Below are 21,566 nucleotides of genomic sequence, written 5' to 3'. Positions count from 1 at the left end.
CCGATAAATACGTAATATTCGTGCCCAATCTGCCATGGTTTAGAAATAATATGGCACCGACAACGTAGTCAGCGGTTCCGCCTTCTTCGCGGGTGCGGTAGCGGCGCCCGGAGTTCCTGCGGAAGCGGTGCTTCGGCCAGAAGGGGATTGGAATGACGCAGTACGTGTACCGTTTCGGTGGCGGTGTTTCGGATGGTGGTGCAGGCGACAAGAATCTGCTCGGCGGCAAGGGCGCGAACCTTGCCGAAATGGCCTCGATCGGCCTGCCGGTGCCGCCGGGTTTCACCATCTCTACCGAGATGTGCACGCGCTATTATGAGGAAGGCGAGACTTTCCCGGATAGCCTGAAGGCCGAAGTCGCGAACGGCATCGCCCATATCGCCGCGATCACCGGCAAGCAGTTCGGCGATGCGGCCGATCCGCTGCTCGTCTCGGTCCGCTCGGGCGCGCGGGTGTCGATGCCGGGCATGATGGACACGGTGCTCAACCTGGGCCTGAACGACCAGACCGTGCAGGGGCTGGCCGCGACCAGCGGCGACGAGCGCTTCGCCTGGGACAGCTATCGCCGTTTCATCCAGATGTATTCGGACGTGGTGCTGGGCCTCGACCATGGCCGGTTCGAGGAAGCGCTGGAGATCGCCAAGGAAGACCGCGGCTTCACGCTGGATACCGAGCTGTCAGCCGGCGACTGGCAGGCGCTGGTCGCCGAGTACAAGTCCATCGTCGAGGAACTGTGGGGCAAGCCGTTCCCGCAGGACGTGCACGACCAGCTTTGGGGCGCGATCGGCGCGGTGTTCGGATCGTGGCAGTCGGAGCGCGCCAAGGTCTATCGCCGCCTGAACGACATTCCGGCCGACTGGGGCACGGCGGTGAACGTGCAGGCGATGGTGTTCGGCAATATGGGCGACACCTCGGCGACCGGCGTGGCTTTCACCCGCGATCCCTCGACCGGCGAGCGTGCCTATTATGGCGAGTTCCTGATCAACGCGCAGGGCGAGGACGTGGTGGCGGGCATCCGCACGCCGCAGTACCTGACCAAGGCCGCGCGCGAGGCGGCGGGGGCCAAGCCCGCCTCGATGGAAGAGGCGATGCCGGAAGTCTATGCCGAGCTGGCGGCGGTGTTCGACCGGCTCGAAACGCACTACCGCGACATGCAGGACATCGAGTTCACCGTCGAACGCGCCAAGCTGTGGATGCTCCAGACCCGCAGCGGCAAGCGCACCGCCAAGGCGGCGCTGAAGATCGCGGTCGACATGGCGAATGAGGGGCTGATCACCCGCGAACAGGCGATTTTGCGCGTCGATCCGGCGGCGCTGGACCAGCTGCTCCACCCGACGCTTGACCCCAAGGCGCCGCGCGACGTGCTGACCAAGGGCCTGCCGGCGAGCCCCGGCGCGGCCTCGGGCCTCGCGGTGTTCGACAGTGACACCGCCGAAAAGCGCGCCAATGCGGGCGACGCGGTGATCCTGATCCGCGTCGAGACGAGCCCTGAAGATATTCACGGCATGCACGCGGCGCGCGGCATCCTCACTGCGCGCGGCGGCATGACCAGCCACGCTGCGGTGGTGGCGCGCGGTATGGGCCGTCCCTGCGTCTCGGGCGCGGGCAGCCTCTCGATCAACGCGCGCGAGAAGGTGATGCGCGTCGGCACCCGTGAAGTCCGCGAGGGCGATATGGTGACGATCGACGGCGCCACCGGCGAAGTGATGGCCGGCCAGGTGCCGACCGTGCAGCCGGAGCTTTCGGGCGATTTCGGCACGCTGATGACCTGGGCCGACGAAGTCCGCCGGCTGAAGGTGCGCGCGAATGCCGAAACGCCGCTCGACTGCCGCACCGCGCGCGATTTCGGCGCGGAGGGCGTCGGGTTGTGCCGCACCGAGCATATGTTCTTCGAACAGAGCCGCATCACTGCGGTGCGCCAGATGATTCTGGCCGAGGACGAGGCGGGCCGCCGCGCCGCGCTGGAAAAGCTGCTGCCCGAACAGCGCAGCGACTTCCTCGAGATTTTCGAGGTGATGGCGGGCCTGCCGGTGACGATCCGCCTGCTCGATCCGCCGCTGCATGAATTCCTGCCGCACGAAGAGGCGGAGTTCGCCGAAGTGGCGACGGCGGCCGGGGTGGATGTCGACACGCTCAAGCGTCGCGCCGCCGAGCTGCATGAGTTCAACCCGATGCTGGGCCATCGCGGGTGCCGGCTTGGTGTGACTTATCCCGAAATCTACGAGATGCAGGCACGCGCCATCTTCGAGGCGGCGATTGCGGTGGCGGAAAAGTCCGGCGCGGCGCCCGTGCCCGAAGTGATGATCCCGCTGGTCGCCACCCGGCGCGAGCTGGAGCTGACGAAGGCGGTGGTCGACAAGGCGGCGCAGGCGGTATTCGCCGAAAAGGGCCGCACGATCGACTATCTGGTCGGCACGATGATCGAGCTGCCGCGCGCTGCGCTGATGGCGGGCGAGATCGCCGAGGTGGGGGCGTTCTTCAGCTTCGGCACCAACGACCTGACCCAGACCACGCTGGGCGTCAGCCGCGACGATGCCGCGCGGTTCCTGACCACCTATGTCGAGAAGGGCATTTACCCGAAGGATCCGTTCGTCAGCCTGGACGTGGACGGCGTCGGTCAGCTGATCGAGCTGGCTGCCGAGCGCGGACGCAAGACCCGCAGCAATATCAAGCTGGGCATTTGCGGCGAGCATGGCGGCGATCCGGCCTCGATCGCCTTCTGTGAAAAGACGGGGCTCGATTATGTCTCTGCCTCGCCCTACCGCGTGCCGATCGCGCGGCTGGCGGCGGCGCAGGCCGCGATCCGGGTGCGATGATGCTGCTCGCGCCGGTGGTGGTGCAGGCGGAGGCGCAGACGGCCGCGGCGCTCAGCCGCGAGCTGCTGGCCAGCTCCACCGCCACCGCCGTGCTGGAGCGCCGCTGCGGCCACCCGATCCGCGCGGAAGTGGACCGGGCGGCGCACAAGGATGCCACGCCAGAGCAGCGCAAGCGGCTGGGGGTGGGGCCGGCCGAACGTGTCGTCTATCGCAGCGTCGTGCTGCGCTGCGGCGAAGTCGCGCTGTCGTTGGCCGAGAACTGGTATGTGCCGGCGCGCCTTACGCCGGCGATGAACGCCGCGCTGGAGCAGGGTGACACCCCGTTCGGCGCGGCGATCCGGCCGCTTCATCCGCACCGCCAGCCGCTGGAACAGGCGCTGGCGGGCGTCGCCCCCTATGTGCTGCGCCACCGCGCTCTGGTGCTGGACGGCGAGGGCCACGTGCTGGCCGAAGTGGTCGAGAATTATACCCCGGCAGTGTTGCGATAAGCAATGCAGCCCGCAAGCCCCCTTCCGGAAGGAGCTTTTGTAAGCACGCTATAGCTTCACGGCAGCGTTCCCCCCGTCGGCCCATAGCGCCGAGCCCGTCACGAAGCTCGACATGTCGCTCGCCAGGAACAGCGCGGCTTGCGCAATCTCCTCCGGATCGGCGATCCGCTTCATCGCGTGCAAGCCTGCAGCCCATTCCCGTTGCGCGTCGTCGCCGGCCATCTCGGTTGCGGTGCCGCCGGGGAGTAGCGCATTCGCACGGATGCCGGCGGAGCCATAGTCGGCGGTAATCCCGCGCACCAGCCCGAGTAGCCCGGCCTTGGCTGCGGCATAGGCGCTCATTCCCGGCAGGCCCACGCTCGTACCGACGAAGCTGCCGGTGAACACCAGCGAACCACCGCCGCTCTCCAGCATAGCCGAAATCTGTGTGCGCGCGCCAAGAAACGCGGCAGTGAGGTTGGTCGCCAACACCGTCTCCCAGTCCGCCGGGTCGATCGCCGCCAGCGGCTGCATCGGACCCATCGTCCCGGCATTGTTAAAGGCAATGTGCAGGCCGCCGAACCGCGTCTGTGCGGCCGATACCGCAGCGACATGGGTGTCTTGCACGGTGACGTCGCCCGCTACGGCGATTGCTTTCCCACCTTGCTCTGCAATCTCGGCTACCAGCGCCTCCAGCCGCTCGTGCCGTCGCGCGACCAGCACCAGGGAGGCGCCCTGCGCGGCGAACTGCAACGCCGTCGCTCGACCGATCCCCGAGCTCGCGCCCGTTATGATGGCCGTTTTTTCAGCAAGCAACGTCATGTCCGATCTCCCTTAATGGAGCCCGACAGATAGCGGGGGCGCCGTCGCGGCGCGTCCCGTTGCTTGTCGTCAAACTACGAGGCACCCCAAACGAGAAACACCCCCCTTCCTTGCGGAAGAGGGGTGCTCCCGGAGAAGCCCGGTATCGGCCGATCAGAACTTCGTCGTGGCCGACAGATAGAAGGTCCGGCCGGTGCGGCTGGCCATCTGGAAGGTGTCCGCCGTGGTCTGGTAGGCGTCTTCGTGGGTATTGTTCAGGTTGATGATACCCGCGGTGAAGCTCAGCCACTTGTTGGGGGTGAAGCCGGTCGCCAGATCGAGCTGGGTACGGGCCCGCACCGTATGGATCTCGCCGCCGCTGACGAAGAAGGTCGACGCCGCATCCTGCTTGTACGAGCTGCGGTGGTTGACCGACACGCGGACGCTGAACATCTCGTTTTCCCAATAGGGCGTCACGTTCCAGGTCAGCTTCGACAGGTCGCGCAGGTTGAAGCCGGTGCCCAGGGCGCTGGCATCGGTATCGACGACCGTGACGTTGCCGGTGACGCCGAAGCCCTTGACCGGCAGCCAGGTGTCGAAATTCTGCGTGGCCGCAACTTCGACGCCCTTGATGTTGATCGTGCGGTTGTCGTTCAACACGCGGCTGAAGCTGTAGTCGCTCTTCAGATCGGCCGACTGGCAGTTGGTCGTCACGCCGTTCAGTGCCACGCCGTTATACGAGCTGGGGCAATAGAATTGCGTGAAGGTGCCGTTCTTCACCGCCTTGTAGAAGCCGGCGATGCTGATCGAATTGCCCTTGCCGTAATAATATTCCAGGCTGATGTCGGCCTGGTTGGCAGTCAGGGGTTTTAGGCGGGATTCACCGGCTGAGACGCTGGTGAACGGACGCTTTTGCGAGGAGATGCCGGTGCTGATGGTGTCGGCCATCTGCGTCTGGCTGTTGAGCAGCGGGCGGACCAGCACCTTGGCCACGGCAAGGCGCGCAACGAGGTGCGGCGTAAGGTCCATCGCGAAGCTCGCGCTCGGCAGCACGTTGCCGTAGTCCTGAACGATATGCTCCTGGCCGAGCAGCTTGGCATCGCTGCCGGTGCCGTCGGTGAGGCTTGCCGTCACATTCTGGTGCGTGTGCTCATACCGCAGGCCGATATTGCCGCGGATCGCGCTGCCGAACAGCGTGCCGTCGATATTCGCCATGGCATAGACAGCCGGCACGTAGCGATCGACCCGGTAGGTGCTGGGCCAGTCGGGCACATCGGGAACGGTGATGCCCTTGGAGGCGAGCAGCGACTGCCATGCGTCTGCATTCACCGACAGGAACGAATGCGGGATCGACATCGCGCCGTCGAGGAAGTTGGACACCAGCTGCCCGGTCGAGCTGAGGCTCGGGATCCACGCATATTCCGGGTAGGTCACCGGATCGCTCACGTCACCGTCACGGTCGTGACGGAAGGCGAGGGTCGAGAAGCTCTCGTGGTGATACTTCACGCCTACCACCAGCGACTGCACGCCGTGCCAGCCCAGCTCCTTGGTGACATCGACCTGCGCGGCCTTGTCCTTGGCGGTCTGGATGTGCGTCGCGCCGTCGACGAACGCGAACCAGGTGCGGTTGGCGGTGTTCCACAGAGAGCCGTCGGTCAGGCTCGACGTGGTCCACTTGACGTTGCTCGGGTTGGAGATGTCGAGCGCGCCGCCCTTGGCGAAGTTGACCTCGTCGATCGACGCCCACTCGTAGAGATGCGCATTGCCCTTGGTGTAATGGGCGACTGCGTGCACCTTCCAGGTTTCGCCCGGCTGCCAGTTGATCGTGCCGGTATAGGCCTGGGTCTGCAGGTTGCGCAGTTCAGGCTGGGTGTTGTTGTCGACGTTGAAGTTCGACAGCGTGAGGTTGTTGGCGACGCCGTTGGCGACGCTGTTCACCGTCACGGCGGAGGGCTGCCACTTGCCGAACACCATCTGGCGCGTGGTGTAGCGGGTGTGGTCGCGCGAATATTCGCCCTGCAGCAGCGCTTCGAAATTGTCGGCGGGCTTCCACTGCAGCGCGCCGCTGGCCATTACCTGCTCGGTGTCGCGATCGATCCGGCGATAGCGAAGATTGGCGGGAACATAGGCGTTCGGCAGGGTGGGCTGGGTACCCGGATCATACCAGTTGCGGATGAAGGCATAGTCGCCACGGTCCTTCAGCTTCTGGTAGCTGACATTGGCCATCACGCCCAGCGTGCCGCCAGCGAAGCTGTCGATATAGGCGCCGCTGACCTTGGGGGTCCATTCCTTGCCGCGATAGTCGGAGTTGTAGCCCTTCACGCCCACGACGAAGTGCGGGCCCTTATAGGCGAGTGGCTTGACCGTATCGATATTGACGGTGCCGGAAAGGCCGCCCGAGTCCATGTCCGCGGTCGGCGACTTGATCACCTGGATCGCGCTGGCCAGATCGGTCTGGATGATGTCGTAGCGGAAGCCGTCCTTGAAGTCGGCGCTGGCGAAGGTCTGGCCGTTGATCGTCGTGCGGGCATATTGCGCGCCCAGGCCACGGATGCTGATCGTCGAGCCGCGACCGTTGATGTTCGACATCTGGACGCCGGCAATGCGCTGAATTGCTTCGGTAATGTTCTGCGCGGGGAACTTGCCGATGTCTTCGGCGGTAACACCGTCGGTGATGCGGATGTCCTTGCGCTTCGCGTCCTGTGCGGACTGGAGGCTCGAGCGGAAGCCGGTGACGACATATTCGTCGCCGCTGCTGTCGGCGGTCTGGCCCGCAGAAGCGCCGTTCGTCTGGGCAAAGGCAGGCGAGGCGGCCGCAATCGCGGCGGCGCAGCCGGTGGCAAGCAGTACCAGTTTGCTACAATTCGAGACAGTCAGTCGTTCGGGACGTGCGCTATGCATCGTTCAACCCCCCTTCCTAGTTGGTTATCGACCCCAGCTTCCCTGCTGCGGAGACGTTCTTGCTATTCAGGGCCCGTCTTGGGCTCTTGTGGTAGCAAGAGTGTCCTAGAGGCCTTACCACTTGTCAAGCCAATATGGGGACAAAAATATGACAACTTTGCCGCTTCGAAAGGCATTGGTATTACAGCGTGTTAAAAGCGCCTGGGAGAGGGCGGGGTTGGAGATAGAACGTGATTGTGCGGCAAATTTGCCGCACCTGTGCGCTGCAAACGCGCGCAATTGGTCCGCCCACGCCGACTCAGTCGATGCGTTTGGTCAGACAAGCCCCCGGAGCGCCGGGAGTATTACGAATCGAACAGCGATAAGGGGTTAGGCCACCCGCTCAGCCGAAACGCCGGGCATGTTCGTCGATATTTCCGCCGCGTAGCAGCCGGGCCTGTTCACGCCATTGCTGCGCGGCAACCGTTCCACGTGGCATGCTGAGGCGGTCTTCCAGCGCCGGCTCGTCTTCGGGGGCCAGCGTCTCGATGTCGCGGAAATGGCGGATGCCCAGTTCATTGAGCTGCCGCTCCTGCGGCTCGTCGATGCCGCGGATGCGCGACAGAATGTCGCCGCCCCCATAGAACCAATTCCGCATCGCCGCGCTGCGTTCGGTGGCAGAGACGGCCGTGTCGGGCAGGGGAACCGCGGGGGGCTGGCGTTCGGCGAGCGCCATTTCCAGCCGTGCATTCTCACTTTCCAGCTCGCGCACGCGGCGGTTGGCGGTGGTCAGCTCCTCGCGTGCCCGATCGCGGGTGGCATTGTGCGCCTCGCGCTCCTCCTCGAACCGGTCTCGCCACTTGCGCCCGGCGCTGCTGCTTGCCAGCCCGAGCAGCCAGCCCGCGAGCAGGGTCAGCGCCAGCGCGACGAACTGGAGCGGCATGGTAAAGGGCAGCGCGTTCATGGGCATGTCTCCGGCGGTTCGCCGAAAACCAGCCGGGCGGCCGGGGGTTCCCCGGCCGACGCGACAATCAGTGCATCAGCGCATCGTTGATCGAGCAGGCAGCCGGCCCGAGAATGACGATGAACAGCACCGGCAGGATGAACAGGATCAGCGGCACGGTCATGATCGCGGGCAGGCGGGCGGCCTTTTCTTCTGCGCGCATCATTCGCTCGTTGCGGAACTCCGCAGACAGCACGCGCAGTGCGGAGGCGAGCGGGGTGCCGTATTTTTCCGTCTGGATCATCGTGGTGATGACGCCGCGCATCGCGTCGAGGGCGATGCGGTTCGAAAGATTCTCGAACGCCTGGCGGCGGTCCGTCAGAAAGCCGAGCTCGATCGCAGTCAGCGAAAATTCTTCGCCCAGCTCCGGATAGGCCTTGCTGAGTTCCTTCGACACGCGGGCGAAGGCGGCGTCGACGGTCAGGCCGGCTTCGGCGCAGATCACCAGCAGGTCCAGCGCATCCGGCAGGCCCTTGCGGATCGCGTGGCTGCGCTTGGTGATGCGGTTCTTCAGGTACAGGTCGGGGAATTTATAGCTGAGGATGAAGGTGCCCGCGACCAGGCCATAGGCCTTGAGCGGCGACCAGTTGGCAAACATCTCCGTGCCATAGACCAGGTACAGCATCGGCCCGCCAACGACGATCGGCAGCACCAGACGGCCGAAGATCACCGCGACCGCCCATTCCTTGCGGCGGATGCCGGCCTGAGCCAGCTTCAACTGGGCCTGTTTGAGCTGGCCTTCCTGCAGCACCTGCAGCGACTGGAGGAAGGCGCGGATGCGGTCGGTCGCCTCGCTGCGCTGGACCAGCTTGGCCCTGCGCTTCGAAGTGGAGGCCGTGATGCCGGCCTTCAGCTGCTCGCGCCGCTCGTTGAGCGCCTTGACCCGGCGGCTCATCGGATTGCGGGCGGTGGTTGCGAGATAGACGGCGACGAGCACGGCGAAGGTCGCCACGCCGGCAAGCAGCGTCGCCGCCCAGTAAACGTCGATGCCGAGCAGGGTAGGGCCGGTGTGCGGTTCCATCATCAGATCTCGAAATTGACCATCTTGGCCATGATGAAGACGCCCAGCCCCATCCAGACCAGGCCGCCGCCGCCGGCTATGATCAGCCGCTGGTCGGTGAAGAAGTGCATCATATAGCCGTTGTTGATGAACCAGATCAGCCCGAAGACGATGAACGGCAGCGAGCCGACGATCAGCGCCGACGCCTTGGATTCGGACGACATCGCCTTGATCTTCAGCTTCATCTGGCTGCGCTTGCGGAGCACATCGGCCAGATTGGCCAGCGTTTCCGCCAGGTTGCCGCCGGTTTCGCGCTGGATCGCGATCGAAATGGTGAAGAACTGGAATTCGGGCGTGCCCAGCCGGTCGGCGGTCTCCTGAAGGGCGGCGTCGAGCGTGCGGCCGATCTTCATCTTGTCGCTGATCGCCCGGAATTCCTCGCCCACCGGCCCGTCAATTTCGTTCGCGACGACGCCGATCGTCTCGGTAATCGGCAGGCCCGAGCGCAGGCCGCGCACCAGCAGATCGATCGCATCCGGAAACTTGCTGGTGAAGCGCGTGATGCGCCGCTTGATGAGGAACCCGACGACGAAATGCGGCAGGCCCAGGCCGATGAACAGGCTAAAAAAAATCGCCAGCCAGAGCGGCGCGCCTCGCAGGAACAGCAGCGCGGCGGGGACCAGCGTCAGCCCTAAAGATGCGCTGCCATATTGGCCGACCGTCCAGTCCTTGCCGGTCATGTTCAGCCGCTTTTGCAGCTCGGCAGGATTGGGGAGGAAGCGGCCGACGGTAAGATCGAGCCGCGTCGCGCGGTTGGTGGAGATGCGGCGGAGCTGCGCCTCCATGGCATTGTTGCCGGTGGTGCTGACCAGATGGCGATCACGCACGCTGGTGAGGCGACGCGAGCTGGCGCGTTCGGTGGACGGGCCCGAAAGGGCGAGCGCCATCAGCACCAGCACTGCCACGCCGCCCAACGCGACCGTCAATAGCGGCAACATGTTCACGCCGTTCGGGCTCCTACGCTATTACGCCCCGCGCGTTGCGGCGGGAGCGGTTCGGGCGCCAGTCTCGCAAAGAGACCTTAGCTCCCGGTTACCGCCCGCCCGCTTGCGCCAGGGCGGATCATTTTTTCTTGCCGGGCAGCTTTGCCGACAGGCCGGTCAGCTTGCCGAGCAGCGACGCGCCCTTGCCTTCCTTCTTGCCCTTGTTCTTGTCGTCTGCCTCCAGGCCGGCATCGGTGATGGCGAGGATGCGGGCGGGCAGCGCCATCAGCGGTGCGATCGACTTGGCGGACTTGCCGGCTTCGGCAAGCGGCTTGCCCAACTTGGCTGCCTGCGCGGCCAGCTTCGGATCATAGCCGAGCATCACGTCGATCTTGCGTTCGATCGAGCCTTCGAAATCCTTGCGGCTGATCTCCAGCAGCGGGGCGGGCTGGACTTTGTTGGCGACGACGATCACCTGCGTCTGCGGCGCATTCGACTTGAACCAGCTGAGAATGCGGATCGCATCGCGGGCAGCCGCCAGGGTCAGGTCGCTTACGACCACCGCCACCTGAACGTCGGTGATCAGATGCGGATGGTTGACCAGCATCGCGCGCGGCAGGTCGACGACCGTGCACTCGAACGCGCTGCGCATTTCTTCCTGCAGCTGATAGAAGGCGCCACCGTCGCTGATCATCGGCGAGTTGATCGGCGCTTCGGCCGACAGCACGGCCAGCCGGTCCGACGCCTTCACCATCGCGCGTTCGATAAACAGCCCGTCGATGCGGCTGGGATTTTCGATTGCGTCGGTCAGGCCGCGGCCGGGCTCAAGGTCGAGTGCGAGCGCACCGGTGCCGAAATGCACGTCCAGATCGAGCAATGCCGTGGTGCGGCCGTGCTTTTCGCTCAGCAACCAGGCCATCGATGTCGCAACCGTCGACGCGCCGACGCCGCCGCGCGTGCCGATCACCGCTACACCGCAATGCGGCCGGTCGACGGTCGCCTCGCTGATCTTCGGGGCGTTCAGCATCGCCTGGGCCTGGGCGAAGCTTTCGCGCATCGCATCGGGGTTGATCGGCTTCAGCAGATAATCGTGGATGCCGCTGGCGATCAGATCGCGGTACAGGCGGACATCGTTCACCTGACCGGCCGCGATCACGACCGTGCCGGGCTCGCACACTTCCGCCAGAGCATTGATGTCGTTGAGCGGGTCGCCCGATTCGGACAGGTCGACGAACAGGATGTTCGGGCTGGCCGACACCGAAAGCGTCTGCACGGCGTTGCGCAGGCCGCCCTTGTTGACCATTTCCGGCGACCAGCCGAGTTCCACAGCGATCGGCCGCAGCACCTCCGCGGTGCGTTCTTCGCAGACAAACGCGGCAAACGGCTCACGCTGCGCCGCGCGTCCGGGGTTGAAGGGCATGTTCACTGGCCGCCGCCTTTCGTCGAATCGGATTTGACCGTGGCACCGCCGGCACCGCTGGGGGCCGCGGCGCGATAGGCGCCGATCGCCTTGGCGGAGGTGGCGGGATCAGCCGTCGGGGCGCCCGGGGCGCCGCGGACCAGATCGGCCGGATCGGCTACCATCGCGGCCAGGTTGCTATAGGTCGCGCAGCCGAAGTTCGAGCTGGTGCTGGCATCGAAGGTGAAGTTGCTGGGATGCGAATAGTCCGGGCAGTGCGGCACGCTCGCGCTCATCCGCGTCAGCACCACGCGCACCGTTCCCGGCGCGATCGGCGTGCTGGTGGCAGGGGCGCGATCGGTGAGCAGCAGCCCGTAACGGCCGGCGGCTGCGGCGACTTCGCTGCGGCCGGTGGTGCCGTCGGCGCCATCGTCGATCGCGATATGGTCGCCATAGCGCAGGTTCATCGCCTGCATCCAGCCGGACAGGCGCTGTGCTTCGCCGGCGGCAAGTGCGCCGCCCGACGTTTGCAGGTCCAGCGTATAGTCCTGGCGGCTGACGACCGGCTGGTGGACCGACTCGACACCGCCATTATAGCCGGCGCAACCGGCCAGCAGCAGCGCGGGGGCGGTGAGCAGAACGGGGAAGCGCGGAAACACGGGCATTCTCCTCGACATGCGCGGCATCAGAAACCGAAGCCCGGGGCGGCGGCGCCGCCCGACTTCGCCTTGCGGGAATTGGCGGGGATCGCCAAAGCCTTGGCGGGCGCGGGATTGCTGTCGGGGGCGACCGGCAGTGCCGGCGTCGCGCTATCGACCGCTGCAGGCGTGACCGCGTTTACCGATGGCTCGGCGACGGGCTGGGCCATGGTTGGTTTGGGACGCTCACCGCCGGTGGTGCCGCCGCCGACCGAACCCATGAACAGGCGGTCGAAGTCGTTGGGCGCCTTGTAGCCGTCGGTCGGCAGGACGATCTGGTTCGCGTTCACCGGCCGCACGAGATAGGGGGTGATGACGATCATCAGCTCGGACTCGTTGCGCTGGAAGGCGTTCGAGCGGAACAGCGCGCCCAGGATCGGCATGTCGCCCAGCGCCGGCGTCTTGGTGATCGAGTTGTTGTGGGTGTTCTGCAGCAGCCCACCGATCACCATGCTTTCGCCCGAGCCCAGTTCCACCGTCGTCTCGCTGCGCCGGGTGGTGAGGGCGGGGATGGTGGTGTTGTTCATCGTCACCGCACCCGAGGACGAAAGCTGCGACACTTCCGGCTTTACGTGCAGCGAGATTCGGCCATCCGCCAGCACCGTGGGCGTGAAGGCAAGGCTGACGCCATATTGCTTGTATTCGACCGTAGTGGTGCCGAGCGTTTGCGCCACGGGGATCGGAATTTCGCCACCCGCGAGGAAGCTGGCCGTCTCACCCGAAAGCGCGGTCATGCTGGGCGTGGCGAGCGTCGTCACCTGACCGATCGTCTCGCCGAAATCGAGCGACGCGAGCAGGTCGGAGCCGAGGAAGCGACCGCCGATGCCGAGCAGCGCATTGTTCGTGCTGGGCGCGGGGAAGTTGTAGATGGTGGCGCCGGCAAAGGCGCCGGTGGCCGGATCCTGGGTGGTGCCGGTATAGGTGGTGATCGAGCCCTGCTTGCCCTGATTGATGTTCCACACCATGCTATGGCCGCTGCTGCGGTTGGTCAGGTTGGCGTTCATGTTCTTGGAAAAGCTGCGGTTCACTTCTGCGAAGCGGACCTGCAGCATCACCTGAAGCGGGGTTGCCGTCCGCAGGCGGTTGACCACGCCGATCTTGAGCTGGGCGTTCGCATCGTCGAGCTTCACGCCGGGATTGAGCAGCGTCAGCACCAGCCGTTGCGCCTGTTCGGCGTCCTGGGGCGAGCGCACCGTGCCGTTGAGCACGGCGATCTGGCCAACGGTGGTGACGGTGATGTCGGCATCGGGCATCGCCGCCTTCAGCATCGCGTCGAGGCTGCTGATATTCTGCGCAACGCGGACATTGGCCGAATAGATGACTTCGCCGCTGGCGTTGGTGGCGAACACCGTCGCCTCGCCGAACGCCTTGCCATAAAGGTGAATCTGGCGCGCATTGGCGACATAGACGTCGGCCGTACCCGGGTTCGAGGTCCATACATCCGCGGCCGCGGCGGGCAGGGTGATCAGTTCACCTTCGCCGATCGACAGTTGCACGGTGCGGGTCGGGCGCTGTGCGCCGGCCGGAAGCGGTGCGACGCGGGCTGCCTGGCGGGCATGGGTGCCGGGACGCGGCGCACGGTCCTGGGCGAAGCCCGGTGCGGTCGTGCCGAGGATCAACCCGGCAGACACCGTCGCTACGAGCGACCCGTGCAGGAAGCGCTTGCTATTCATTTCAATTCTTCCCCCCAACCGGGACCAGGCTGGCATCGCTGCCACGTACGACCCGCACGACGGGGCCCAGCACTGCGCCGGGCGCTGCCGTGCCGCCGGCCGGTGCGGCGCCCGGCATGCCGGGCGCTGCGGCCGGGCCTTCGGCGGCCTTGCCGGGCACCGTGCTGCGCTGGAAGCGCGACACGTCGGCGCCGGTCGCAAAGCTGGACCCGCTATCGATCGGTCCCGCATGGACGCGGGCGAGCATTGCCTTTTCCTTCTTCGGATCGCCGTCATCGGGCACGTTGACCGCGCCGCTGGCAATCGCCTGTTCCAGATCGCCCGGCGTATCCGCAATCGAGCGCAGCGAGAGCGACAGCGTGCCGACGGTCTGGGCGACCGCGATCTTCTCGGCGATCTTCGGCGTCGCTTCGACGGTCACGGTCGAATAGGTGTTGACGACGGTGTTGCCCTTGTCGTCGGTCTGCTTGTCGGTGCGCTGGTCGGTCGCCAGCACGCGCAGGTTGCGCAGCACCGTCTCGGAGGCCTTGAGCGGCGGGCCATCGCCACCACCGGCAACCGTCTGGGTCAGGATCAGGTCGACATGGTCGCCCGGAAACACGAAGCCGGCAACCGCGCTCTGGGCGGAGACGGGAACCGTGACCGCACGCATGCCCGGGCCAAGCGCTGCTGCCAGGAAACCGCGATCCCCCGGCTTGACCAGCGCGCCCTGAATGATCGGCTGGCCGGCAGAAATTGCATAGCGTACGACCGTTCCCTGCAGCTTGGCAGGTTCGATCTGGCCGCGGACGAAATAGGCACCCTGCACCAGATCCTTGGGCCAGGGGCGGAATTCCATCGACGTGGCATCGAGGATGGTGCCGACCGGCAGGCCGCGCTTGGCGACCAGCACTTCGGTGGTGTTGGCGGGCTGGGCGGGTGCCATGGCCGGCGCGGCGCCGGCGGCAGGCGCGGACGCGCCGGCCATCATGTTACGCGCCATGAACGCGGTAATGGCCGCGACGAACAATGCGCCGACGAGCAGAATGACCTTGCGTGCATCCATTTCGTATCAAGCCTTCCCGAATTCTCTGCCGGCTTCGTTGCTCCGGCGTTAAGCATCAGTGAAACTGGTTAAAAATCGGTTCGCGGAGCACCAGAAGCGCCGCGATGGCGATTGCCACGCCATAGGGAATTTCGATGGCCAGCCCGGTGCGACGCCGCACGAGCTTGTCCGCCACCATCAGCAGGGTCAGCGCACCGCCGAGCAGCGACATGACGATCAGCATCCAGACGAGCTGGGGGAGCGGCAGCCACAGGGCGAGCGCGCCGATCATCTTCACGTCGCCGCCGCCCATCTGCCCCAGCGCGAACGCGCCGATGAAAAAGGCGAATACGATCAGTGCAATGCCGACCTGCAGCGCTACACCGGGCCATAGCGGCAACCCGGACCACCACCACCAGAGCGGCGCGAGCAGCGCAATGGCGGCGTTTTTCCAATTGGCGATTTCGCGCGTACGCGCATCCTGAATGCCCGCAGACACCAGAAGCAGCGCCAGCGCGCCGAGCAGAAATGTTCCGACCGTAATCCCCATGGGAGTTAATCCCTAGACGGGACGGCTTACGAAAACGTAACCAGCGCAAATGGTAGCTTCTCTGAACCTTCGTCGGACAATCCCGGCCGACGCCACGATCGCGCAATGGCAGGCACCCGATGGCTGGACGCTGCGGTGCTTTCACCGAGCGACAGCGGCGGTGCCCCCGCGCGGCAGCATCCTATTCCAGGGCGGCCGCGGTGACATTTTCGAGAAGTATCTGGAAACCTTTGCCGAATGGCATTCCCAGGGATGGAATGTCACCTCGTTCGACTGGCGCGGCCAGGGAGGATCGGGGCGGCTGACGCCGGCCGCCAATTGCGGCGACATTGTCGATTTCGCCGAATATATCGCGGATTTCCGTGTCTTTTGCGACGAATGGGTGGCGAATACGCCCGGCCCGCACGTCGTGATGGGGCATTCGATGGGGGGCCATTTGGTGTTGCGGGCGCTGGTCGAAGGCGTGGCGCACCCCGATGCGGCGGTGCTGGTGGCACCGATGCTGGGCGTGCGCAGCATCTTCGGGCGCTTCGCCGAGCGCGCGGCGCGGTTCATGGCCAGTCTGGGCGATCCACTGCGGCCGGCATGGAAGGGCAATGAAAAGCCCTATACCACCGAAACGCGCGCCAATTTGCTGACGCATGATCTCGATCGCTATGCCGATGAAATCTGGTGGCAGACCGAAAATCCCGCGATTCTCACCGGCCCGCCGAGCTGGCGCTGGCTAATTCAGGCGTTTCAATCGATGCGGGGGCTGGAAGCCGGGCCGGTCGAGTCGATGCAGGTGCCGACGCTGGTGCTGGTGGCCGATGCCGACGGCCTGGTCGATGCGCGCGTCGCGTTGCGCGTGGGCGCCCGGCTGCCCGATGCGCAGATCGTTCGCTTTGGCAAGGAAAGCGCGCACGAAATTCTGCGTGAGGCCGATCCGGTGCGCGACCGGGCGCTGGATGCGATCGACCGGTTTCTGGCGGAGCGGGCGCCCCGGGCATGACGCGCTATGACGTGGCGATCGTCGGTGCGGGCATTGCCGGCGCCAGCATGGCGGCCGCGCTGGCGCCACGCACGCGCGTGCTCTTGCTGGAGGCCGAGGATCGTCCCGGTTATCACGCCACCGGTCGTTCGGCGGCATTCTGGTCGGAAACCTATGGCGGGCCGGACATCCAGCCGCTGACCACCGCATCGGGACCGGCACTACGGGAGGGCGGCTTTCTCGATTCGCTCGGCTCGCTCCATCTCGGAAGACGCGAGGAAGGCGGCGCGGTCGATGCCTTTCTAGCCGCGTTCGATGGCAGCGGCGTGGCGCTCGATCCGGTCGACCCGGCGGCGCTGGTCCCGGGCTTGCGCGCCCAATGGTCGCTGGGCGTGCTCGAGCCCAGCTGTGCCTATATCGACGTCGCCGGGCTGCACGCGCGTTATCTGCGCGATGCACGGTGCGCGGGTGCGGTTTTGCAAAACGACGCGGCGTTGTCTTCGGCGACCCGTGATGCGGGAATCTGGCGGCTGGAGACGCGCGCCGGCATTTTCCAAGCCGATGTGCTGGTGAATGCCGCCGGTGCCTGGGCAGACCCGGTCGCGACGATGTCGGGCGCGGTGCCGATCGGTATCCAGCCTTTCCGCCGCACGATGGTCCAGCTCGCGAGCGACCCCGGCGCGCCGCGGGGGTGCCCGCTGGTCGGCGATCTGGCCGGCACCTTCTATTTCAAGCCGGAGCCCGGCGGTCGCCTGTGGCTGAGCCCGCACGACGAGATTCCAAGCCTGCCCTGCGATGCGGCGCCGGAGGATGTGGACGTTGCGCTCGCGATCGACCGGTTCGAGCGAGTGGTCGACTGGCGCGTGACGGCGCTCGAGCACAAATGGGCCGGGCTGCGCAGCTTCGCGCCGGACCGGCGGCCGGTTTATGGCTTCGATCCGAAAACGTCGGGCTTTTTCTGGTGCGCGGGGCAAGGCGGCTTCGGGATTCAGACCGCACCGGCAGCGGCCGCCATGGCGGCGGCGTTGCTGCTGGGCGATCCGGTGCCATTCGGGCTGGATGCAGCGCGGTATTCGCCGGAGCGGTTTGGGTATTCTGCTCTATAGCTCCCCTCCCTGCATTGCAGGGAGGGGAGCTGTAAGAGGTAAGACGCACTCAGCGTCCGCGCGGCGGCCCCTTGCGATGCACCGGCTTGCCCTGATTGTTGCCCTTGCGATGCGGCGGCGGGCCGCGGCGGGCGGGAGCATCGCCGCGCGCGTGGGGCGCAGGGGCGTCCTGCGCCGGCTCGATGCGGATGTCTTCGTCCTCGGGATTCTGGGCCTTGGCGGCGCGGGCGAGGGCGGCGGTGAACTTTGCCGCGAGGGCGCGGGGCACCTGGAAGTGCGTTTCGTTAGCGCTGATGCGGATCGCGCCGACTTCGTTGCGGGTGATGTGCCCGCGGCGGCAAATCAGCGGCAGAAGCCAGCGCGGATCGGCATTCTGCCGCCGCCCGATGTCCATGCGGAACCACACCGTGTCATCAAAGCCTGGCCGGTGGCGCTCCTGCTGCGCGGCGCGGCGCGCCTCGGGCGTCGCCTCGATCAGATCCTCGGGTGCGGGCAGTGCAGCGCGATGCGCGCGCACCAGCGCAGCGGCGATCTCCGCCGGGCTCTTCTCTGTCAGCAGCCGTTCGGCGAGCGCCTGATCTTCCTCGTCGGTTTCGATCGGCTGGAGCAGCGCCGTCAGCAGCCGTTCGCGATCGGCGACGCGCACGTCGTCGACGGTCGGCGCCTCGATCCATTCGGCGGGAATGCGGGCGCCGCGCAGCATCTGTTCCACCCGGCGACGGCGCGGATAGGGGACGATCAGCACGGCCGTGCCCTTTTTCCCCGCGCGACCGGTGCGGCCGGAGCGGTGCTGCAGCGTCTCCGCGTCGCGCGGCAGCTCGACATGGATGACGAGCGTCAGCGTCGGCAGGTCGATGCCGCGCGCGGCGACGTCGGTCGCCACACAGACCCGCGCGCGCTTGTCGCGCAGCGCCTGCAGTGCATGGTTGCGCTCCGACTGCGAATGCTCGCCCGAGAGCGCCACAGCCGCGAAGCCGCGCTCGATCAGGCTCGCGTGAAGGTGACGAACGTTATCGCGCGTGGCGCAGAACAGGATCGCCGTTTCCGCCTCGTGCAGGCGCAGCAGGTTGACGACGACATGTTCAATGTCCGCCGGCGCGACGGTGACGGCCTGATAGGCGATGTCGCCGTGTCCGCGATCGTCGCTCTTGGTCGTGATCTGGAAGGCGTCGCGCTGATAGCGGCGGGCCAGCGCCACGATCGGCTTGGGCATGGTCGCCGAGAAGAGCAGTGTGCGGCGGCCCTCGGGCGTGCCGTCGAGGATCGCTTCCAGCTCCTCGCGAAAGCCCATGTCGAGCATTTCGTCGGCCTCGTCGAGCACAGCGACGCGCAGGTCGGACAGGTCGAGCGCGCCGCGTTCGAGATGGTCGCGCAACCGGCCCGGCGTGCCGACGACGATGTGCGCGCCGTGATTGAGCGTGCGGCGCTCCTTCGACGGGTCCATGCCACCGACACAGGTGGCGACGCGGGCGCCGGCGGGGGCATAGAGCCAGATCAGCTCACGGCTGACCTGCAGCGCCAGTTCGCGCGTGGGTGCCACGATGAGCGCCAGCGGAGCCCCGGCCGGCGGCAGCATCTCTTCGCCCGCAAGCAGCTCGGCGCTCATCGCCAGGCCGAAGGCGACGGTCTTGCCCGAGCCGGTCTGGGCGGAAACGATCAGGTCGCGGCCGGCGGCATCGGGCTCGAGCACGGCGGACTGAACGGGGGTGAGCGCGGAATAGCCGCGCTGTTCCAGCGCCTCGGCAAGGCGCATCGGGAGGTGGGAAATCGACATGGGGAACCTGAACATGGTGCGCCCCGTCAGGGGCGGCAAGAGACGAAAAATACGGAAAGCGCGCCCACAGGACGCGGCGTTTCGCGCCTGATCGCCGATTGCCGTGTCGGAATTAAGGCGGCGCGTCAGCGCCGGCTACGGTCGAGCATCCATATGGCTGCTGCCAGTGCCATACCGGTGCCCAGCCCGATCAGCAGGCCCAAGGTCGCCTGACCGTAAACCGCGCCGATTATGGCGCCGACCAGAACGCCAAGCGTCAACAGGAAACCGCCAGCCATGGGCGCAGGGGTGGAGGAACGTGCCATCGCCGCTCTCTGCCATGTTACGTGCGGTTGCGCTACCTTGCGGGAAAATGGTTTCCAGCGATTTCACCACGCTCGTCCACCGAAGCGGAGGGATGTCGCGCTAGAGCAGGGTTCGCGGCGCCGCTGGTGCGCCGGCTCTGGAGCGACGATGGAAATCTACCCCTATCTCGGCGACCGCGATGCAGTCCGCGATGCGGCCGAGCTTATCCGGATGTTCGGCGACGAGGCGTGCGAAGAAGCCGCCGCGCGTGCCGACCGCAGCCGCGACGTGGGCAATCTGATCCATTTCTGCCGCTGGCGCCAGATCGAGCGGCTGGTACTGCTGATGTCCGTACCCCGCGCGCTGGGCACGGTGCATTAACGAACGGGCTGGCGTCGATCGAGCAGCAATTCCTTTCGGGACATCCCGCGCCCGCCTTGGAGATACTCGACTATCCACGCTTCGCCCTCCCGATAGGCGCAGATCATCTGGCGTCGCGGCCGCGTATCGTCGTTCGAAAAAATATCGCTGCCATTGAATGGCTCGCCTGCCGCCGCAATTGCGAACGGAAGGCGGCGGCGCGCCCAGAGGGGCAGCGCGGCCGGACTGGTAACGGTCGGCCGGTCGGCAACCGAACAGCGCCGGTCCATGCCGGCAGCGGGCGCGAGCAACATTGCGGCAATGACAATCATGCGGGCTCTCTTTAGCCGGTACGGAGCGATTCTGTACCGCCGGAGCTTAACCATAGCTTAGCGGCGCCGGTCGGCGATATAATCTGCCGATCCCTACGAATGGACGAACAGCCATGGCGTATCGCGCCCGACCCGGTTTTATCGACGCACTCGCACGGGTGCTGCTGTGCGCTTTCGCCTTGCTCGCCGCCGAGATGGCGCGGGCGGACGAGGGCGATCCGATGCCGGTATCGGCCTTTCTCGACAGCCTCGGCATCGGGACGCACCTCATCTACAAGGACGGCGCCTATGCGGACAGCCGGCGCGTAGCCGAGGATCTGCGGTATCTGGGCATCGTCCATGTTCGCGATGCCTTGCCGGACCGATGGGGCGGCGGAACTGCCTCGCTCACCGACTATGCCATGCTCGCGCATTTCGGCATGCGCTTCGATCTCATCGCAAGTGCGTCCGCAGTCGAGAGCGGCCGCTACCTGAAATTCCTTCGCCAGATACTGGAGGCAGGGCCAGGTTCGATCGAGGCGATCGAGGGGTTCAACGAAATCAACAATTTCGCCGTGCGCTATGGCGGTCAGACCGGCCCCGCTGCGGCGCAGGCCGCCATGGAGGCGCTGTACCAGGGCGTACATGGCACGCCCTTACTTGCGGGCATACCGGTGTATGACATGACCGGGGCGCCCAGGTCCGAGAGCCTTGCCGGGCGCGCCGACTTTGCCAATGCGCATCCCTATCCGCACAATGCGCGCCAGCCGGTGGCGGCAATCCGGCACGCTTTCGAGGAGGGCTATTCGCACCCCGAAGCCTATCCGCACGTCATCACAGAGATCGGCAATTTCAGCCTGCCGCAGGGCTGGCCGGTCGAGAAGGCCTGGTGGTCGGGATACACCATGCTGGGGGTGGATGAGGCGACGCAGGCCAAGAGCATCCTGAACGCCTATTTCTGTGCGGCGGCGAGCGGCGTCCGGCGGACCTACGTCTACGAACTGCTCGATGAAAAGCCCGATCCGCGCAACACCGAAGGCGAAATGCATTTCGGGGTGTTCCGCTTCGACCATAGCCCCAAGCCGGCGGCGAAGGCGATCCGCGCTCTTGTCGCGATCCTGGAGGCCGAAGGGCGCGCGCGAGTTTCGCCGCCGCAGATGGACATAACCGTGCCGCCGACCGTGCAACGGCTGGTGCTGCAAGGAGCCGACGGCCGGCGCATCATCGCGCTGTGGAACAATGTCGATTTCTGGTCATCGCGCGGGCCTGTACAGGCGCCGCCGGCCCGCGCGCTATTGCGCCTTTCGGCGCCGGCACAGGTGCGAACCTTCGACCCACTGGCGGGTAGCCAGCCAATCGCCACCCGGCACGGAGAGCGCACGGTCGAGATAGATGTCCCGGACCATCCGGTGCTGGTAGAGGTTGAGCCCTAGAGACGCACGGACCCGGTTTCGTGCCGGGCGCCG

General features: G+C 66.1%; 19 protein-coding genes. 6 read left to right on the top strand and 13 right to left on the bottom strand.

Features of this window, described 5'->3' with window-relative positions:
* Positions 1–152: 152 nt before the first annotated feature.
* Positions 153–2,816, top strand: a complete 2,664-nt coding sequence (ppdK, locus tag ACT53M_RS14165; protein WP_476234131.1) for a pyruvate, phosphate dikinase — start codon at positions 153–155, stop codon at positions 2,814–2,816.
* Entirely contained in the window at positions 2,813–3,304 is a 492-nt protein-coding gene (locus ACT53M_RS14160) for a chorismate--pyruvate lyase family protein (RefSeq protein WP_476234129.1), read from the top strand. The genes ppdK and ACT53M_RS14160 overlap by 4 nt, the downstream gene beginning before the upstream one ends.
* A gap of 48 nt (positions 3,305–3,352) precedes the next feature.
* On the opposite strand, the gene ACT53M_RS14155 is transcribed toward ACT53M_RS14160, so the two are convergent.
* The 10 genes from ACT53M_RS14155 to ACT53M_RS14110 all read right to left on the bottom strand — a co-directional run bounded on the left by ACT53M_RS14155 (position 3,353) and on the right by ACT53M_RS14110 (position 15,294).
* A complete protein-coding gene (locus ACT53M_RS14155; RefSeq protein ID WP_476234128.1) occupies positions 3,353–4,105 on the bottom strand; it encodes an SDR family oxidoreductase in 753 nt (250 codons plus the stop codon).
* Positions 4,106–4,258: 153 nt separating this feature from the next.
* On the bottom strand, positions 4,259–6,985 hold the full coding sequence (locus ACT53M_RS14150; protein ID WP_476234127.1) for a TonB-dependent receptor: 2,727 nt from the start codon (positions 6,983–6,985) through the stop codon (positions 4,259–4,261).
* 382 nt (positions 6,986–7,367) lie between these two features.
* A complete protein-coding gene (locus ACT53M_RS14145; protein WP_476234125.1) occupies positions 7,368–7,928 on the bottom strand; it encodes a hypothetical protein in 561 nt (186 codons plus the stop codon).
* Between the two features lie 67 nt (positions 7,929–7,995).
* A complete protein-coding gene (locus tag ACT53M_RS14140; protein ID WP_476234173.1) occupies positions 7,996–8,988 on the bottom strand; it encodes a type II secretion system F family protein in 993 nt (330 codons plus the stop codon).
* A gap of 2 nt (positions 8,989–8,990) precedes the next feature.
* A complete protein-coding gene (locus tag ACT53M_RS14135; protein WP_476234124.1) occupies positions 8,991–9,971 on the bottom strand; it encodes a type II secretion system F family protein in 981 nt (326 codons plus the stop codon).
* Positions 9,972–10,089: 118 nt separating this feature from the next.
* Positions 10,090–11,376: a CpaE/TadZ family protein gene (locus ACT53M_RS14130; RefSeq protein WP_476234123.1), complete on the bottom strand. Its 1,287-nt coding sequence runs from the start codon at positions 11,374–11,376 to the stop codon at positions 10,090–10,092.
* Positions 11,373–12,014 (bottom strand): CpaD family pilus assembly lipoprotein, encoded by a 642-nt coding sequence (locus ACT53M_RS14125; RefSeq protein ID WP_476234122.1) that lies wholly within the window; start codon positions 12,012–12,014, stop codon positions 11,373–11,375. The genes ACT53M_RS14130 and ACT53M_RS14125 overlap by 4 nt, the downstream gene beginning before the upstream one ends.
* 20 nt (positions 12,015–12,034) lie before the next feature.
* Complete coding sequence (locus ACT53M_RS14120; RefSeq protein ID WP_476234121.1) at positions 12,035–13,720, bottom strand: type II and III secretion system protein family protein; 1,686 nt, start codon at positions 13,718–13,720, stop codon at positions 12,035–12,037.
* A 1-nt stretch (position 13,721) separates the two neighbouring features.
* Positions 13,722–14,765, bottom strand: a complete 1,044-nt coding sequence (gene cpaB, locus ACT53M_RS14115) for a Flp pilus assembly protein CpaB (RefSeq protein WP_476234119.1) — start codon at positions 14,763–14,765, stop codon at positions 13,722–13,724.
* Positions 14,766–14,820: 55 nt separating this feature from the next.
* Positions 14,821–15,294 (bottom strand): A24 family peptidase, encoded by a 474-nt coding sequence (locus tag ACT53M_RS14110; protein ID WP_476227171.1) that lies wholly within the window; start codon positions 15,292–15,294, stop codon positions 14,821–14,823.
* 49 nt (positions 15,295–15,343) lie between these two features.
* Here ACT53M_RS14110 and ACT53M_RS14105 point away from each other — a divergent pair, with 49 nt between their 5' ends.
* Both ACT53M_RS14105 and ACT53M_RS14100 read left to right on the top strand, forming a co-directional pair.
* Positions 15,344–16,285: an alpha/beta fold hydrolase gene (locus ACT53M_RS14105; protein WP_476234118.1), complete on the top strand. Its 942-nt coding sequence runs from the start codon at positions 15,344–15,346 to the stop codon at positions 16,283–16,285.
* Entirely contained in the window at positions 16,282–17,370 is a 1,089-nt protein-coding gene (locus tag ACT53M_RS14100) for an NAD(P)/FAD-dependent oxidoreductase (protein WP_476234116.1), read from the top strand. Before ACT53M_RS14105 ends, ACT53M_RS14100 begins: the two co-directional genes overlap by 4 nt.
* 49 nt (positions 17,371–17,419) lie before the next feature.
* Here ACT53M_RS14100 and ACT53M_RS14095 read toward each other — a convergent pair whose 3' ends face one another.
* Together ACT53M_RS14095 and ACT53M_RS14090 are read right to left on the bottom strand one after the other, a co-directional pair.
* Entirely contained in the window at positions 17,420–19,144 is a 1,725-nt protein-coding gene (locus ACT53M_RS14095; protein WP_476234172.1) for a DEAD/DEAH box helicase, read from the bottom strand.
* A 125-nt stretch (positions 19,145–19,269) separates the two neighbouring features.
* Positions 19,270–19,449 carry a hypothetical protein gene (locus tag ACT53M_RS14090; protein ID WP_476234115.1) on the bottom strand — a complete coding sequence of 60 codons (180 nt, stop codon included), beginning with the start codon at positions 19,447–19,449 and terminating at the stop codon, positions 19,270–19,272.
* A 148-nt stretch (positions 19,450–19,597) separates the two neighbouring features.
* Here ACT53M_RS14090 and ACT53M_RS14085 point away from each other — a divergent pair, with 148 nt between their 5' ends.
* On the top strand, positions 19,598–19,810 hold the full coding sequence (locus ACT53M_RS14085) for a hypothetical protein (protein WP_476227176.1): 213 nt from the start codon (positions 19,598–19,600) through the stop codon (positions 19,808–19,810).
* Here ACT53M_RS14085 and ACT53M_RS14080 read toward each other — a convergent pair.
* Positions 19,807–20,121 carry a hypothetical protein gene (locus ACT53M_RS14080; protein ID WP_476234113.1) on the bottom strand — a complete coding sequence of 105 codons (315 nt, stop codon included), beginning with the start codon at positions 20,119–20,121 and terminating at the stop codon, positions 19,807–19,809. The genes ACT53M_RS14085 and ACT53M_RS14080 overlap by 4 nt on opposite strands.
* Positions 20,122–20,234: 113 nt before the next feature.
* Between ACT53M_RS14080 and ACT53M_RS14075 the strand changes: the two genes are divergently transcribed.
* Positions 20,235–21,533: a calcium-binding protein gene (locus tag ACT53M_RS14075; RefSeq protein WP_476234111.1), complete on the top strand. Its 1,299-nt coding sequence runs from the start codon at positions 20,235–20,237 to the stop codon at positions 21,531–21,533.
* The last annotated feature ends 33 nt before the right edge of the window (positions 21,534–21,566 follow it).

The sequence above is a fragment of the Sphingomonas sp. DMC6 genome, from assembly GCF_056314225.1.
This window is presented reverse-complemented; position numbering and strand designations above follow the sequence as displayed.